This window comes from Streptomyces sp. CB00316, assembly GCF_001905595.1.
GTDB lineage: Bacteria > Actinomycetota > Actinomycetes > Streptomycetales > Streptomycetaceae > Streptomyces.
Window position 1 is genome coordinate 1 of sequence record NZ_LIXI01000011.1, and the last position, 15,985, is coordinate 15,985.

The 15,985-nt window shown below is 70.5% G+C and carries 14 protein-coding genes and 1 pseudogene; 1 reads left to right on the forward strand and 14 read right to left on the reverse strand.

Annotated elements, in window-relative coordinates; genetic code table 11:
* The 7 genes and pseudogenes from carB to pyrR all read right to left on the reverse strand — a co-directional run.
* Window positions 1-3,287 (reverse strand): carbamoyl-phosphate synthase large subunit (gene carB, locus AMK21_RS26875; RefSeq protein WP_073881788.1); only part of this gene is annotated, 3,287 nt, incomplete at its 3' end.
* Entirely contained in the window at window positions 3,280-4,422 is a 1,143-nt protein-coding gene (gene carA, locus AMK21_RS26880; RefSeq protein ID WP_073881789.1) for a glutamine-hydrolyzing carbamoyl-phosphate synthase small subunit, read from the reverse strand. The genes carB and carA, both read right to left, overlap by 8 nt.
* A gap of 74 nt (window positions 4,423-4,496) precedes the next feature.
* Window positions 4,497-4,895 (reverse strand): annotated as a pseudogene (locus AMK21_RS26885) (carbamoyl-phosphate synthase domain-containing protein); the annotation flags it as partial.
* Complete coding sequence (locus AMK21_RS26890) at window positions 4,892-5,473, reverse strand: hypothetical protein (protein ID WP_073881790.1); 582 nt, start codon at window positions 5,471-5,473, stop codon at window positions 4,892-4,894. The pseudogene AMK21_RS26885 and the gene AMK21_RS26890, both read right to left, overlap by 4 nt.
* On the reverse strand, window positions 5,470-6,759 hold the full coding sequence (locus AMK21_RS26895) for a dihydroorotase (RefSeq protein ID WP_073881791.1): 1,290 nt from the start codon (window positions 6,757-6,759) through the stop codon (window positions 5,470-5,472). Before AMK21_RS26895 ends, AMK21_RS26890 begins: the two co-directional genes overlap by 4 nt.
* Window positions 6,760-6,761: 2 nt before the next feature.
* Window positions 6,762-7,745: an aspartate carbamoyltransferase catalytic subunit gene (locus AMK21_RS26900; protein WP_073881792.1), complete on the reverse strand. Its 984-nt coding sequence runs from the start codon at window positions 7,743-7,745 to the stop codon at window positions 6,762-6,764.
* A 95-nt stretch (window positions 7,746-7,840) separates the two neighbouring features.
* Window positions 7,841-8,425, reverse strand: a complete 585-nt coding sequence (gene pyrR / locus AMK21_RS26905; protein WP_073881793.1) for a bifunctional pyr operon transcriptional regulator/uracil phosphoribosyltransferase PyrR — start codon at window positions 8,423-8,425, stop codon at window positions 7,841-7,843.
* A 221-nt stretch (window positions 8,426-8,646) separates the two neighbouring features.
* Between pyrR and bldD the strand changes: the two genes are divergently transcribed.
* Window positions 8,647-9,147, forward strand: a complete 501-nt coding sequence (gene bldD / locus AMK21_RS26910; RefSeq protein ID WP_006123181.1) for a transcriptional regulator BldD — start codon at window positions 8,647-8,649, stop codon at window positions 9,145-9,147.
* A gap of 204 nt (window positions 9,148-9,351) precedes the next feature.
* Here bldD and nusB read toward each other — a convergent pair whose 3' ends face one another.
* The 7 genes from nusB to aroC all read right to left on the reverse strand — a co-directional run bounded on the left by nusB (window position 9,352) and on the right by aroC (window position 15,899).
* The gene (gene nusB / locus AMK21_RS26915; protein ID WP_030574107.1) at window positions 9,352-9,783 is read right to left on the reverse strand and encodes a transcription antitermination factor NusB; all 432 of its coding nucleotides are present in this window, start codon (window positions 9,781-9,783) and stop codon (window positions 9,352-9,354) included.
* Between the two features lie 2 nt (window positions 9,784-9,785).
* The gene (gene efp, locus AMK21_RS26920; protein WP_007453234.1) at window positions 9,786-10,352 is read right to left on the reverse strand and encodes an elongation factor P; all 567 of its coding nucleotides are present in this window, start codon (window positions 10,350-10,352) and stop codon (window positions 9,786-9,788) included.
* 50 nt (window positions 10,353-10,402) lie between these two features.
* Window positions 10,403-11,509, reverse strand: coding sequence for a M24 family metallopeptidase (locus tag AMK21_RS26925; RefSeq protein ID WP_073881794.1), 1,107 nt, complete (start codon window positions 11,507-11,509; stop codon window positions 10,403-10,405).
* Window positions 11,510-11,596: 87 nt separating this feature from the next.
* Window positions 11,597-12,514: a Pro-rich N-terminal domain-containing protein gene (locus tag AMK21_RS26930; RefSeq protein WP_073881795.1), complete on the reverse strand. Its 918-nt coding sequence runs from the start codon at window positions 12,512-12,514 to the stop codon at window positions 11,597-11,599.
* Between the two features lie 129 nt (window positions 12,515-12,643).
* Entirely contained in the window at window positions 12,644-13,084 is a 441-nt protein-coding gene (aroQ, locus tag AMK21_RS26935) for a type II 3-dehydroquinate dehydratase (RefSeq protein WP_073881796.1), read from the reverse strand.
* Complete coding sequence (gene aroB, locus AMK21_RS26940; RefSeq protein ID WP_073881797.1) at window positions 13,081-14,718, reverse strand: 3-dehydroquinate synthase; 1,638 nt, start codon at window positions 14,716-14,718, stop codon at window positions 13,081-13,083. Before aroB ends, aroQ begins: the two co-directional genes overlap by 4 nt.
* Complete coding sequence (aroC, locus tag AMK21_RS26945; RefSeq protein WP_073881798.1) at window positions 14,715-15,899, reverse strand: chorismate synthase; 1,185 nt, start codon at window positions 15,897-15,899, stop codon at window positions 14,715-14,717. The genes aroB and aroC overlap by 4 nt, the downstream gene beginning before the upstream one ends.
* Window positions 15,900-15,985 lie beyond the last annotated feature (86 nt).

The following is a 15,985-nucleotide window of genomic DNA, read 5'->3' on the forward strand; positions in this document are numbered from 1 at the left end:
TGTTCGGCGTGTTCCTGGAGTGAGCGGACGCCGACGTCGCCGCGGTTGAGGGCGTCGATGCCCTGGACGGCCGCGGCGAGTGCCTGGACGGTGGTCAGGCAGGGGACGGAGCGGGCGACGGCGGCGGTACGGATCTCGTACCCGTCGAGCCGGCCGCCGGTGCCGTAGGGGGTGTTGACGATGAGGTCGACCTGCCCGTCATGGATGAGCTGGACGATCGTCCTCTCCCCGTTCGGCCCCTCCCCCTCGGACTGCTTCCGCACGATCGTGGCGTTGATCCCGTTCCGCTTCAGCACCTCCGCGGTACCCGAGGTGGCCATCAGCTCGAAACCGTGCGCGACCAGCTCACGGGCCGGGAAGATCATCGAGCGCTTGTCCCGGTTCGCGACCGAGATGAACGCCCGCCCCGAGGTGGGCAGCGGCCCGTACGCCCCGGCCTGCGACTTCGCGTACGCCGTCCCGAAGACGGAGTCGATGCCCATCACCTCACCCGTGGAGCGCATCTCCGGCCCCAGGACGGTGTCGACACCCCGGCCGTGGATGTCCCGGAACCGCGACCACGGCATGACCGCCTCCTTCACGGAGATCGGCGCGTCCAGCGGCAGAGTGCCACCGTCACCGGTCCTCGGCAGCAGCCCCTCGGCCCGGAGTCCGGCGACGGTCGCGCCGAGGGAGATCCGGGCGGCGGCCTTGGCCAGGGGCACGGCGGTCGCCTTCGAGGTGAAGGGGACCGTGCGGGAGGCACGGGGGTTGGCCTCCAGGACATAGAGGATGTCCCCGGACAGCGCGAACTGGATGTTGATCAGACCGCGCACCCCGACACCCTTGGCGATGGCCTCGGTCGAGGCCCGCAGCCGCTTGATGTCGAACCCGCCCAAGGTGATCGGGGGCAGCGCGCAGGCGGAGTCACCGGAGTGGATCCCCGCCTCCTCGATGTGCTCCATCACACCACCGAGGTAGAGCTCGGTGCCGTCGTACAACGCGTCGACGTCGATCTCGATCGCGTCGTCGAGAAACCGGTCGACCAGGACCGGGCGGGTGGGGCTGATCTCCGTCGACTCGGAGATGTAGGACTCCAGACGCGCCTCGTCGTAGACGATCTCCATGCCACGGCCGCCGAGGACGTAGCTCGGACGGACGAGGACGGGGTAGCCGATCTCGTCCGCGATCGCCTTCGCACCGTGGAAGGTGGTCGCCGTGCCGTGCTTCGGCGCCGGGAGTCCGGCCTCGGCCAGGACCTGACCGAACGCGCCACGGTCCTCAGCGGCGTGGATCGCCTCCGGCGGCGTCCCGACCACGGGCACGCCGTTGTCCTTCAACGCCTGGGCCAGGCCGAGGGGGGTCTGGCCGCCGAGCTGCACGATGACCCCGGCGATCGGCCCGGCCAGGGACTCGGCGTGGACGATCTCCAGGACGTCCTCCAGGGTGAGCGGCTCGAAGTACAGCCGGTCGGAGGTGTCGTAGTCGGTGGAGACCGTCTCGGGGTTGCAGTTGACCATCACGGTCTCGTAACCCGCCTCGGACAGGGCGAAGGAGGCGTGGACACAGGAGTAGTCGAACTCGATGCCCTGCCCGATCCGGTTCGGACCCGACCCCAGAATGATCACCGCCGGCTTCGTGCGCGACGCGACTTCGGACTCCTCGTCGTAGGAGGAGTAGAAGTACGGGGTCTTCGCCGCGAACTCCGCCGCACACGTGTCAACCGTCTTGTAGACCGGGCGGATACCGAGCGCGTGCCGGACCTCGCGGACGACGTCCTCGCGCAGTCCGCGGATCTCACCGATCTGCACATCGGAGAACCCGTGCCGCTTCGCCTCGGCCAGCAGCCCAGGATCGAGCTTGTCCGCAGCCGCCAGCTCGTCCGCGTACTCCTTGATCAGGAACAGCTGGTCCACGAACCACGGATCGATCTTCGTCGCGTCGAAGACCTCCTCCTGCGTGGCACCAGCACGGATCGCCTGCATGACCGTGTTGATCCGCCCGTCCGTGGGCCTCACCGCTTCGGCCAGGAGTTCGGCCTTGTCGCCGATCGGGCCGGTGAAGGCGAACTGCGAGCCCTTCTTCTCCAAAGAGCGCAACGCTTTCTGGAGGGCCTCGGTGAAGTTCCGGCCGATCGCCATCGCCTCCCCCACCGACTTCATCGTCGTCGTCAGCGTCGAATCCGCGGACGGGAACTTCTCGAACGCGAACCTCGGAGCCTTCACCACCACATAGTCGAGGGTCGGCTCGAAGGAGGCCGGGGTCTTCTCCGTGATGTCGTTCGGAATCTCGTCCAGGGTGTAGCCGACAGCCAGCTTCGCGGCGATCTTGGCGATCGGGAAACCCGTCGCCTTCGACGCCAGCGCCGAGGAGCGGGAAACACGCGGGTTCATCTCGATCACGATCACCCGCCCGTCGACCGGATCGATGGCGAACTGGATGTTGCACCCACCGGTGTCGACACCCACCTCACGGATGATCGCGATACCCACATCCCGCAGCCGCTGGTACTCGCGGTCCGTCAGAGTCATCGCGGGAGCAACGGTGATCGAGTCACCGGTGTGGACACCCATCGGGTCGAAGTTCTCGATCGAACAGACGACCACCACGTTGTCGTTCTTGTCCCGCATCAACTCCAGCTCGTACTCCTTCCACCCCAGAATCGACTCCTCCAAAAGCACCTCCGTGGTCGGAGAAAGAGTCAGACCCTGGCCGGCGATACGGCGCAGCTCCTCCTCGTCGTGGGCGAAACCGGAGCCGGCGCCGCCCATGGTGAAGGAGGGGCGGACCACGACGGGGTAGCCGCCGAGGGTGTCGACCCCGGCGACGACGTCGTCCATGGAGTGGCAGATCACCGAGCGGGCCGACTCCCCGTAGCCGATCTTCTCCTTGACAGCCGCGACGACCCCCTTGAACAGGTCGCGGTCCTCACCCTTGTTGATCGCCTCCACATTCGCGCCGATCAGCTCGACCCCGTACTTCTCCAGCACCCCCTGCTCGTGCATCGAGATCGCCGTGTTCAACGCCGTCTGACCACCCAGAGTCGGCAGAAGCGCGTCAGGGCGTTCCTTCGCGATGATCTTCTCGACGAACTCCGGGGTGATCGGCTCCACATACGTGGCATCCGCGATCTCGGGGTCGGTCATGATCGTGGCCGGGTTGGAGTTCACCAGGATCACCCGCAACCCCTCCGCCTTCAGGACCCGGCAGGCCTGGGTGCCGGAGTAGTCGAACTCGGCGGCCTGACCGATAACGATCGGACCCGAGCCGATGACCAGGACGGACTGGATATCGGAGCGCTTAGGCACGCTGGCCCTCCATCAGAGAAACGAAACGATCGAACAGATACGCGGCGTCATGCGGACCGGCCGCCGCCTCCGGGTGGTACTGCACACTGAACGCCGGCCGGTCCAGCAGCTGAAGACCCTCCACCACCTGGTCGTTCAGACACACATGGGACACCTCCGCCCGCCCGAACCTGGTATCGGACACCTCGTCCAGCGGAGCATCCACGGCGAACCCGTGGTTATGGGCCGTGACCTCGACCTTGCCCGTCGTGCGGTCCTGCACCGGCTGGTTGATCCCCCGGTGCCCGTACTTCAACTTGTACGTCCCGAACCCCAGCGCCCGGCCGAGAATCTGGTTCCCGAAACAGATACCGAACAGCGGCGTCGAACGCTCCAGCACACCCCGCATCAGAGCGACCGGGTGATCAGCCGTCGACGGGTCGCCCGGACCGTTGGAGAAGAACACCCCGTCCGGCCCGACCGCGTACACCTCCTCCAGCGTCGCCGTGGCGGGCAGCACGTGCACCTCGATACCCCGCTCCGCCATCCGGTGCGGCGTCATCCCCTTGATCCCCAGATCGACCGCCGCGACCGTGAACCTCCTCGCCCCGATCGCCGGGACGACGTACGCCTCCTCGGTGGCGACCTCGGCCGACAGGTCCGCACCCCTCATCTCAGGCGCCTGGCGGACCTTCGCCAGCAGCGCCCCCTCATCCGCGACCGCGTCACCGGAGAAGATCCCCACCCGCATCGCACCCCGCTCCCGCAGATGCCGGGTCAGCGCACGCGTGTCCACACCACTGATCCCGACCACACCCTGCGCAACCAACTCCTCATCGAGCGACCGCCGCGAGCGCCAGTTCGACGGCTTACGCGCAGGATCACGGACCACATAACCCGACACCCAAATACGCGCCGACTCCGGATCCTCGTCGTTCACACCCGTGTTACCCACGTGCGGGGCCGTCATGACCACGACCTGACGGTGGTACGACGGATCGGTAAGGGTCTCCTGGTAACCGGTCATCCCGGTCGAGAACACCGCCTCACCGAAGGTCTCCCCCACGGCCCCGTAAGCACGACCGTGGAACGCACGGCCGTCCTCCAGAACGAGAACGGCGAGCAGCGGAGGTCCTCCCCTGTCCCTGCCCCTCATCGATCCAGCCCGCAGGCCACGCGCGCTCCCCGCTCCGGGACGCACTCCAACCGGAACTGGGCTGCCGTCCGGANACCCCGCTCCCGCAGATGCCGGGTCAGCGCACGCGTGTCCACACCACTGATCCCGACCACACCCTGCGCAACCAACTCCTCATCGAGCGACCGCCGCGAGCGCCAGTTCGACGGCTTACGCGCAGGATCACGGACCACATAACCCGACACCCAAATACGAGCCGACTCCGGATCCTCGTCGTTCACACCCGTGTTACCCACGTGCGGGGCCGTCATGACCACGACCTGACGGTGGTACGACGGATCGGTAAGGGTCTCCTGGTAACCGGTCATCCCGGTCGAGAACACCGCCTCGCCGAAGGTCTCCCCCACGGCCCCGTAAGCACGACCGTGGAACGCACGGCCGTCCTCCAGAACGAGAACGGCGGGAGCCTGTGCCCCCCGGGTGGAGATCGTCATCGTGCGGTGCCTTCCGTAGTGGTGCTGGTGAGGTGGTTGACGGCGTCGACCCAGGCCTGGTGCTCGGCCGCGCGGTCGGAGCGGAAGCCGGAGTCGATCTGGGTCTCGCCGTGCGCCCAGGTGATGATCAGCAGGCCGCCCTCGGGGAGGACCTTGCCTGCGAGCGCCTTGTCGAGACGGGCCTCGCGCAGGGCCTCGGCCGGGATGAAGAAGTCGCTGGCGCCGGGGCGTACGACGTCCAGGCCGCGTGCGGTGAGCGTGAGCTCGGTGCGGCTGCGGGTGCCGAGGCCGTGGGCGACGATCCGGTCGAGCCACTGCCCGGCGGTGGTGGAGGCGTGGTAGCGCCCGATGAGCGTCAGCAGCACCTCGTCGTCGGCGAAGCCCTCGGGGGTCGTCGCGAGCTCGGGCAGGTCGGACTGGAGGCTTCCGCGCCATTTCCAGCCCTGGCGCATCAGCCAGTAGACGAGGGCGATGAAGACCAGCAGGCCGATCACCCAGGCGATGCGGGCGGACCAGTCCGTCACTTCCGCCGACTTCTGCTCGGCGGCCAGGAGGTACAGGGGGGTCAGTGTTGTCACGCGAGCTTCCCGTCGACGACCGTGGCACGGCCCCGCAGGAAGGTATGGGTGACGCGGCCCGGCAGCTCACGCCCCTCGTAGGGGGTGTTTCGGCTGCGGGACGCGAAGCCCGCGGGGTCCACGGCTCCACGGTATGCCGGATCGACCAGCGTGAGGTTGGCGGGCTCACCCGCCGAGACGGGACGGCCGTGTCCTTCGAGACGGCCGATGGCCGCGGGGCGGAACGACATGCGGTCGGCGACGCCCGCCCAGTCGATCAGGCCGGTGTCCACCATCGTCTGCTGGACGACGGAGAGCGCGGTCTCCAGCCCCACCATGCCCATGGCGGCCGCCGCCCACTCGCAGTCCTTGTCCTCGTGCGGGTGCGGGGCGTGGTCGGTGGCCACGCAGTCGATCGTGCCGTCGGCGAGCGCCTCGCGCAGGGCCATGACGTCGGCCTCGGTGCGCAGCGGCGGGTTCACCTTGTAGACCGGGTTGTAGGAGCGGACCAGCTCGTCGGTGAGGAGGAGGTGGTGCGGGGTGACCTCCGCCGTGACGTTCCAGCCCTTGGACTTGGCCCAGCGGACGATCTCCACGGATCCGGCGGTGGAGAGGTGGCAGATGTGGACGCGGGAGCCGACGTGCGCGGCGAGGAGGACATCGCGGGCGATGATCGACTCCTCGGCGACGGCGGGCCAGCCGCCGAGTCCGAGTTCGGCGGAGACGATGCCCTCGTTCATCTGGGCGCCCTCGGTGAGGCGGGGCTCCTGGGCGTGCTGGGCGACGACGCCGTCGAAGGCCTTCACGTACTCCAGGGCTCGGCGCATGATCACCGCGTCGTCGACACACTTGCCGTCGTCGGAGAAGACCTTCACCCCGGCGGCCGAGTCGTGCATCGCGCCGAGCTCGGCGAGCTGCTTGCCCTCCAGGCCGACGGTGACGGCGCCGACGGGCTGGACGTCGCAGTAGCCGGACTCCTTGCCCAGCCGCCAGACCTGCTCGACGACGCCGGCGGTGTCGGCGACGGGGAAGGTGTTGGCCATGGCGTGCACGGCGGTGAAGCCGCCCGCCGCCGCCGCCCGGGTGCCGGTGAGGACGGTCTCGGAGTCCTCGCGGCCGGGCTCGCGCAGGTGGGTGTGGAGGTCGACGAGGCCGGGCAGCAGGATCTGGCCCGCCGCCTCGACGACGGTGGCGCCGTCGGGGGCTTCGATGCCGGTGCCCACCTCGGCGACGGTCTCGCCGTCGATCAGCACGTCCTGCGGCTCGCCGCCGAGGATGCGCGCACCGCGGATAAGGATCTTGCTCATGGTTACTTGGTCTCCTCGGTACGGGCGGGGGTTGACAGGGCGGTGTCGGAGCCGCCGAGCAGCAGGTAGAGGACGGCCATCCGGATGGAGACGCCGTTGGCGACCTGCTCGACGACCGTGCAGCGGTCGGAGTCGGCGACCTCGGCGGTGATCTCCATGCCGCGGACCATCGGGCCGGGGTGCATGACGATGGCGTGCTCGGGCATCTTCGCCATGCGCTGGCCGTCCAGGCCGTAGCGGCGGGAGTACTCGCGCTCGGTCGGGAAGTAGGCGGCGTTCATCCGTTCGCGCTGCACACGCAGCATCATCACCGCATCGGACTTCGCCAGCACGTCGTCGAGGCTGTAGCTGACGTCGCAGGGCCACTGTTCGACGCCCACGGGGACCAGGGTGGGCGGGGCCACCAGGGTGACGTGTGCACCCAGGGTGGTGAGCAGGTGGACGTTGGAGCGGGCGACACGGCTGTGCAGGATGTCGCCGACGATGGTGATCCGGCGGCCGTCCAGGTCCCGGCCGAGGCCGACGTCGGCTCCGACGAGCCGGCGCCGCATGGTGAAGGCGTCCAGCAATGCCTGGGTGGGGTGCTCGTGGGTGCCGTCGCCGGCGTTGACCACGGCTCCGTCGATCCAGCCGGAGGTGGCGAGCCGGTAGGGGGCACCGGAGGCTCCGTGCCGGATGACGACGGCGTCGGCGCCCATCGCCTCCAGGGTGAGCGCGGTGTCCTTCAGGGACTCGCCCTTGGAGACGGAGGAGCCCTTGGCTGAGAAGTTGATGACGTCGGCGGAGAGCCGCTTGGCGGCGGCCTCGAAGGAGATACGGGTCCGGGTCGAGTCCTCGAAGAAGAGGTTGACGACGGTACGACCGCGCAAGGTGGGGAGCTTCTTGATCGGCCGGTCCGCGACCCGGGCCATCTCCTCGGCGGTGTCGAGGATCAGGACGGCGTCGTCGCGGGTGAGGTCGGCGGCCGAGATGAGGTGGCGCTTCATCTGGGGTTCTCCGGTGGCTGGAGGAGGGTTGAAGGCATGCGGGCGCGCAGGAGCAAGCCGTACGTCCCCCGAAAGGCCGTACGGGAGGGCTCGGGCTACTGCGCGTCCGCGGGAACGGCCTGCTGGACACCGAGCAGCACGGCGTCGCGGCCGTCCTCCTCGGCGAGCTGGACCTTGACCGTCTCCCGCAGCGACGTGGGGAGGTTCTTGCCGACGTAGTCGGCACGGATCGGGAGTTCGCGGTGACCGCGGTCGACGAGGACCGCGAGCTGTACGGCGCGCGGGCGGCCGATGTCGCCGAGGGCGTCGAGTGCGGCGCGGATCGTGCGACCGGAGAAGAGCACGTCGTCGACCAGGACGACCAGCTTTCCCTCGATCCCCTCGCCGGGGATGTCCGTACGGGCCAGGGCGCGCGCGGGGCGCAGCCGCAGGTCGTCGCGGTACATGGTGATGTCGAGGGAGCCGACCGGCATCTTCCGGCCGGTGATCTCTTCGAGTTTGTCGGCGAGCCGGCGGGCGAGGAAGACGCCCCGCGTCGGAATGCCGAGCAGCACCACGTCGTCGGCGCCCTTGGCGCGTTCGACGATCTCGTGGGCGATACGGGTCAGAACACGGGCGATGTCGGGGGCCTCGAGAACGGGGCGTGCCGCGTTGCCGGTGTCGTCGTGCTGTGCGTCCATAAGAAACGGACCTCCTTCTCCGCCTCACGGGACGGACCTTAAAGGACGTCGAAATTACGTCATCCACGTTACCAGGGCTTGCGTAAGGCCTTGGCCCCGCCCCCTGGAGGTGCCGGTCCGGACCATCCGGCTTGACGCATCCAAGTAACGCTGCGTAACCTCACAGTGAGTTACCAGCCACGCGGCGGAGCCGCACACTGTTCCAGCGTCCGGGGAGCCATATGTCCAGCGAATACGCAAAACAGCTCGGGGCCAAACTCCGTGCCATCCGCACCCAGCAGGGCCTCTCCCTCCATGGCGTGGAGGAGAAGTCACAGGGTCGCTGGAAGGCCGTCGTGGTCGGTTCGTACGAGCGCGGCGACCGTGCCGTGACCGTACAGCGCCTCGCCGAGCTGGCGGATTTCTACGGGGTCCCGGTGCAGGAGCTGCTGCCCGGTACGACTCCGGGAGGGGCCGCCGAGCCGCCGCCGAAGCTCGTCCTGGACCTGGAGCGCCTCGCCCACGTCCCGCCGGAGAAGGCCGGTCCGCTGCAGCGCTACGCGGCGACCATCCAGAGCCAGCGCGGTGACTACAACGGCAAGGTGCTCTCGATCCGCCAGGACGACCTGCGCACCCTCGCCGTGATCTACGACCAGTCGCCTTCCGTGCTCACGGAGCAGCTGATCAGCTGGGGCGTGCTGGACGCGGACGCGCGCCGCGCGGTCTCCCACGACGAGAGCTGAGACCGAGAGGTCCGGGTCCGCCATCCACAGCGGGCCCCACAGCAGAAACGTGCCGCCGGGCCGGCGGGAGCCTTCGGGTTGCCGCCGGCCCGGTGTTTTTGTCCGTACCGGTGGCACGTATGCCGAAGGGCCCACGGTCGGCTGACCGTGGGCCCTTCGTGGCGTGCGTGGCCGGGCGGCCCCGAGGGGCCACCGCGCCGGGGGTCACTGCTCCCGGCGGAGGTTCGGCTTGAGATCCTTGAAACGGGCCAGCATGCCGTTCACGAAGGACGGCGACTCGTCGGTGGAGAACTCCTTGGCGAGCTGGACCGCCTCGTCGATCACCACGGCGTCCGGGGTCTCGTCCATCCAGATCAGCTCGTACGCGCCGAGCCGGATGATGCTGCGGTCGACGACCGGCATGCGGTCGATCTCCCAGTCCACGGCGTAGGTGACGATGAGGTCGTCGATCCGGTCCGCGTACTGCGCGTACCCCTCGACCAGCTCCATCGTGAATTCGCCGACCGGCGGCTGACGGTCGTCGGTCCGCGAGTGCCGGACCCAGTCCGCGAGGACGCTCTGCACGGACTCACCGCGCTGGTCGGCCTCGAAGAGGATCTGGAAGGCGCGCTTGCGGGCCTTGTTCCGGGCAGCCACGGTTAGCTGTTCACCCGGCCGAGGTAGTCGCCCGAGCGGGTGTCGACCTTGATCTTCTCGCCGGTGGAGATGAAGAGCGGCACGCCGATCTCGTAGCCGGTCTCCAGGGTGGCGGGCTTGGTGCCACCCGTGGAGCGGTCACCCTGGACGCCCGGGTCGGTGTGCTGGATGGTCAGCTCGACCGCCGCGGGCAGCTCGACGTAGAGCACCTCGCCCTCGTGCTGGGCGACGGAGGCGGTGAAGCCCTCGATCAGGAAGTTGGCGGCGTCGCCGACGGCCTTGCGGTCGACCATGAGCTGGTCGTACGTGTCCATGTCCATGAAGACGAAGTACTCGCCGTCCATGTACGAGAACTGCATGTCGCGGCGGTCGATGGTGGCCGTCTCGACCTTCACGCCGGCGTTGAACGTCTTGTCGACGACCTTGCCGGAGAGCACGTTCTTGAGCTTGGTGCGCACGAAGGCGGGGCCCTTGCCGGGCTTGACGTGCTGGAACTCGACGACGGACCAGAGCTGGCCTCCGTCGAGCTTGAGCACCAGGCCGTTCTTGAGGTCGTTCGTGGAAGCCACGGTTGCGGAATCTCCTGGACTGAAGCTGGTGGAACGACCGGGGATGCGCGCTAGAGCGCGAGCAGTTCCTTGGTCGTCATGGTGAGTAGCTCGGGTCCGCCGTCCGCCTCGGGGCGCACGACGAGCGTGTCATCGATCCGGACACCGCCCCGGCCCGGGAGGTGGACCCCCGGTCCGACGGTGACCGGCACACAAGCGTCCAGTTTACCCATGGCTGTCGGTGCCAATTGCGGGTCCTCCTCGATTTCGAGCCCCACACCGTGCCCGGTCCTCGGCTGGAGGCCCTCTCCGTACCCCGCCGACTCCAGCGGATGCCGGGCCGCGCGGTCCACGTCCCGGTAGGCGGCGCCCGGCGCCAGCGCCTCCCTGCCTGCCCGCTGAGCGGCGAAAACGAGGTCGTAGAGCTCGATCTGCCACTGGGCGGGGGCGGTGCCGATGACGAAGGTCCGGCCGATCTCGCAGCGGTAGCCGTGGTAGTTCGCGCCCAGCCGGACGGAGAGGAAATCCCCCTCCTCGACCCGGCGGTCGGAGGGCCGGTGGCGTCCCTGGCCGGAGTTGGGGCCGGTGGCGACGGAGGTGGCGAAGGCGGGGCCGTCCGCCCCGTGGTCGACCAGGCGGCGCTCCAGCTCCAGCGCGAGATGGCGCTCGGTGCGGCCGACCAGGATCGATTCGAGGAGCTCTCCGAGGGCCTGGTCGGTGATCTCCGCGGCGATGCGCAGACAGCCGATCTCCTCCTCGTCCTTGACGATCCGCTGCTGCTCCACGGTGAAGCCCAGATCGGCCAGCCTGAGGCGCGGTGCGGCCTTCCCCATGGCGCGGTGCCGGGCCACGGTCAGGTCGTGCTCCTCCACGGCGAGCGAGTCCGCGCCCGAGGCGGCGGCGAGGCCCGCGGCCTCCACGACCGGGTCCCCGTCGGGGACGGGCAGGACATCGACCCGCAGCGCCTCGTCGGGCCGCCCGTGGCCGGGTTCACCGGCCGGGGGGCGAGGGCAGAGCAGAACGTCCTCGCCGGGGCCGAGCAGCAGCACCGCACCGGGCGGCGCTCCGCCCGCGAGATAGCGGACGTTGGCGGGGCGGGAGACCAGGGCGGCCGCGGACCCCGCGGCGGCGCACCGGTCGCGGAGCAGCCCGCGTCGGACGGCGTGCACCTCAGACATGCTCCGAGCGTACGAGTGGGGGCGGCTCCCCGCCCGGCCAGCGCATCCGACCGGGGGGACGGCCGCCGGGGCGCCGCCAGGGAGGCGCTACCAGGCGGGCGGGGAGGCGATGGAGCGGGCGAGCACGTCGTCCAGGACCCGGGCGGTGGTCTCCACGTCGTAGGTGGAGTTGTCGATGATCGGGAGCCCGGAGCCGTACCAGCCGGCCATCCGGCCGTGGATACGGGCGACCTCCTCGTCGGAGAGCCTGCGGTTGCCGCTGCGGGCGGCGTTGCGCTCCAGGACGATCTCCAGGCCGGGCAGCAGCACGACGGGGAGCAGTCCGGGGCCCACATGGCGCTTCCAGCCGCCGAGGCCGACGACCGGGCGGTCGGGGAAGACGGCGTCGTCGAGGATGCAGGAGATGCCGTTGGCGAGGAAGTTGCGGGCGGCGAAGCCGCAGGTGCGGCGGGCCAGGCGGTACTGGGCCTCGGAGTGGTCGTTCCAGCCGGCCTGGGGGTCGGCGAAGCCGGAGCAGACCCATTCGCGGACGTCGTCCAGGGAGACGTGGGCGGTGGGGACCCGGCGGCGGGCCGCCCAGAGCCGGGCCACGGTGGTCTTGCCCGCGCCGGCGGGGCCGATCAGCAGCACGGCGAGCGTGGCGCCGCCGGTGCCGGGCTCGGCGGGGGGTGCGGGCAGCGCCACGGGCCCGCCGGGGGGCAGCTGGACGTGTCCGGTGGCCTGGCCGCCGGAGGGCGGCGGGATGGGTCCGGTGCCGCTCCAGCCGTGCTGGGGGGCCTGGCCGGGGGCGGGAGGCTGCGGCGCGTGACCCGGGGCCGGAGGCGGGGGTGCCTGTCCGTGCGCGGGAGGCTGGGGTGCCTGTCCGTGCGCGAGGGGCGGCGGGGGTATCGGGGGCGGGCCCGGCGGTCCGGGGTGACCGGGGTGCTGGGCCTGGTGCGACCAGCCGGCAGGCCCGTTACCGGGTCCTTGGGGCGGCGGCAGCGGGGCCCCCACTGCGTGCTGCATCCGGTGCCACTCCGTCTCGTAACTGCAACTGACGCTGATGGGACGGCTACCGTACCTTCCCGGGCCGTCTCAGGGTGAACGGCCCGGGGGGCGCGGAGTGCCCGTCGGCCACGCGGGCCGGTGCGGGTGTCAGTCCGTCAGTTCGTCGGCGAGGGCCCGCAGGGCGAGCCGGTAGGAGCCGATGCCGAACCCTGCGACGGTGCCGGTGGCCACCGGGGCGACCACGGAGGTGTGCCGGAACTCCTCGCGGGCGTACGGGTTGGAGATGTGCACCTCGATCAGCGGGGCGGTGCGCTGGGCGGCCGCGTCGCGCATCCCGTACGAGTAGTGCGTGAAGGCGCCCGGGTTGAGGACGACCGGAATCGAACCGTCCGCCGCCTCGTGGAGCCAGCGGATCAGTTCGCCCTCGTCGTTCGTCTCGCGCACGTCGACGTCGAAGCCGAGCTCCTCGCCGAGCGCGGTGCAGGTCTCGACGAGTCCGGCGTAGGAGGTGGCCCCGTAGACGTCGGGTTCGCGGGAGCCGAGCCGGCCGAGGTTGGGGCCGTTGAGCACGAAGACCCTCCGGGTCACGCGGAGACCTCCCCGTAGGCGGCGAGCAGCACGGCCGGGTCGGGGCCCTCCAGGACGGTGGGCTTGCCGAGGGCGTCCAGGACGATGAAGCGCAGCAGGTCGCCGCGCGACTTCTTGTCGACCTTCATGTTCTCCAGGAGCTTGGGCCACTGGTCGCCGCGGTAGGTGAGCGGCAGGCCCACGGATTCCAGGATGGTGCGGTGCCGATCGGCGGTGGCGTCGTCGAGGCGTCCGGCGAGCCGGCCCAGCTCGGCGGCGAAGACCATGCCGATGGAGACGGCGGCTCCGTGGCGCCACTTGTAGCGCTCGTTCTTCTCGATGGCGTGGCCGAGCGTGTGGCCGTAGTTGAGGATCTCGCGGAGCCCGGACTCCTTGAGGTCGCTGGAGACGACCTCGGCCTTGACCCGGATCGACCGCTCGATCAGCTCGGCGGTGTGCGGCCCGGCGGGCGTACGGGCGCCCTCGGGGTCGGCCTCGATCAGGTTGAGGATGACCGGGTCGGCGATGAAGCCGGCCTTGATGATCTCGGCCATGCCGGAGACGTAGTCGTGGACCGGCAGCGAGTCCAGCGCGGCGAGGTCGCAGAGGACCCCGGCGGGCGGGTGGAAGGCGCCGACGAGGTTCTTGCCCTCGGCGGTGTTGATGCCGGTCTTGCCGCCGACGGCCGCGTCGACCATGCCGAGCACGGTGGTGGGGATGGCGACCCAGCGCACCCCGCGCAGCCAGGTGGCCGCGACGAACCCGGCGACGTCCGTGGTGGCGCCGCCGCCGATGCCGACGATGACGTCGGTGCGGGTGAAGCCGGTCTGGCCGAGCGCCTTCCAGCAGTAGGCGGCGACCTCGACGGTCTTGGCCTCCTCCGCGTTCGGCAGCTGGATCGCGACGGCCTCGTACCCCTGGTCGGCGAGGTCCTGACGGACCGCATCACCGGTCTCGGCGAGCGCCTCGGGGTGCAGGACGGCGACCCGCTTCGCGCGGTCGCCGATGAGCTGGGGCAGCTCGCCGAGGAGCTGGTGGCCGACGAGGACCTCGTACGGGTCGGAGCCCGCCGAGCCTGCGACCTGGATACGGGTGGGGCTCTGCTGCGTCATGCCGGTGCTCTCCACGCCGGGGGCGGCTTGGCCCTCCGGCAGTTCCAGTGCGTCGATGATCGCCTGGGCGACCTCTTCGGGGGTGCGCTCGTCGGTGGCGACGACCGCGGTGGCGACCTCTTCGTAGAGCGGGCGGCGGGCGTCCATCAGCTCGCGCCACTGCCGGCGCGGGTTGACCGCGAGCAGCGGGCGGGCGGCGCCCAGGCCGACGCGGCGGACGGCCTCGTCCACGTCCATGGAGAGGTAGACGACCGGGCGGTCCGCCAGCAGCTCCCTGGTCGCCTCGTCCAGGACGGCTCCGCCGCCGAGGGAGAGGACACCCGCGTGTCCGGCGAGGGCCGCGGCGACGGCCCGGCGCTCCAGGGCGCGGAAGTGCTCCTCGCCCTCGTCGTAGAAGATCTCCGCGATCGGTTTGCCCGCCTCGGCGACGACGTCCGCGTCGGTGTCCCGGTAGGTGGTGCCGAGCCGGGCGGCGAGCAGTTCGCCGACGGTGGACTTGCCGACGCCCATGGGGCCGACGAGGACGACCAGGGGGCCGCTCATCGGATCTGGAGGTGGTCGAGGTAGGACCGGACGTTGCGGGAGGTCTCGGGAACGCTGTCGCCGCCGAACTTCTCCGCGACCGCGTCGGCCAGGACCAGGGCGACCATCGCCTCCGCCACGATGCCCGCGGCCGGGACGGCGCAGACGTCGGAGCGCTGGTGGTGGGCCTTGGTGGCCTCGCCTGTGGTGACGTCCACGGTGGCCAGGGCGCGCGGCACGGTGGCGATGGGCTTCATCGCGGCGCGGACCCGCAGCAGCTCGCCGGTGGTGAGCCCGCCCTCGGTGCCGCCGGAGCGGCCGGAGGTGCGCTTGATGCCGGCCTCGGTGGCGACGATCTCGTCGTGCGCCTTCGAGCCGGGGACCCGGGCCAGCTCGAAGCCGTCGCCGACCTCGACGCCCTTGATGGCCTGGATGCCCATGAGCGCGGCGGCGAGCCGGGCGTCCAGGCGGCGGTCCCAGTGCACGTGCGAGCCGAGCCCGACGGGCACGCCGTACGCCAGCACCTCGACGACCCCGCCGAGGGTGTCGCCGTCCTTGTGGGCCTGGTCGATCTCGGCCACCATCGCCTTGGAGGCGTCGGCGTCCAGGCAGCGGACCGGGTCGGCGTCCAGCCTGTCCACGTCGGCGGGGACCGGGTAGACGCCGTACGGCGCCTTCGCGGCGGCCAGCTCCACGACGTGGCTGACGATCTCGATGCCCGCGGTCTCCTTGAGGTAGGAGCGGGCGACGGCCCCGAGGGCGACGCGCGCGGCGGTCTCCCGGGCGCTGGCGCGCTCCAGGACCGGCCGGGCCTCGTCGAAGCCGTACTTCTGCATCCCCGCCAGGTCGGCGTGGCCGGGGCGGGGCCGGGTCAGCGGCGCGTTACGGGCCAGCTGGGCCAGCTCGTCCGGGTCGACCGGGTCCGCCGACATGACCTGCTCCCACTTGGGCCACTCGGTGTTGCCGACCATGACGGCGACCGGGGAGCCCATGGTGAGGCCGTGCCGTACGCCGCCGAGGAAGGTGACCTCGTCCTGCTCGAACTTCATCCGGGCACCGCGGCCGTAGCCGAGCCGTCGCCGGGCGAGCGCCTCCGCCACCATCTCCGTCGTGACCGGGACACCGGCGGGAAGTCCCTCCAGCGTCGCCACCAGTGCGGGCCCGTGCGACTCGCCCGCGGTCAGCCAGCGCAACCTGCTCAAAGGTGCTCCCTCATGCTCGCGCCTGAAAAAATCCGACGGCACGACCGGGTGCGCGGCCCCGGCCCGCCGCCTTTGATCCTCCCACG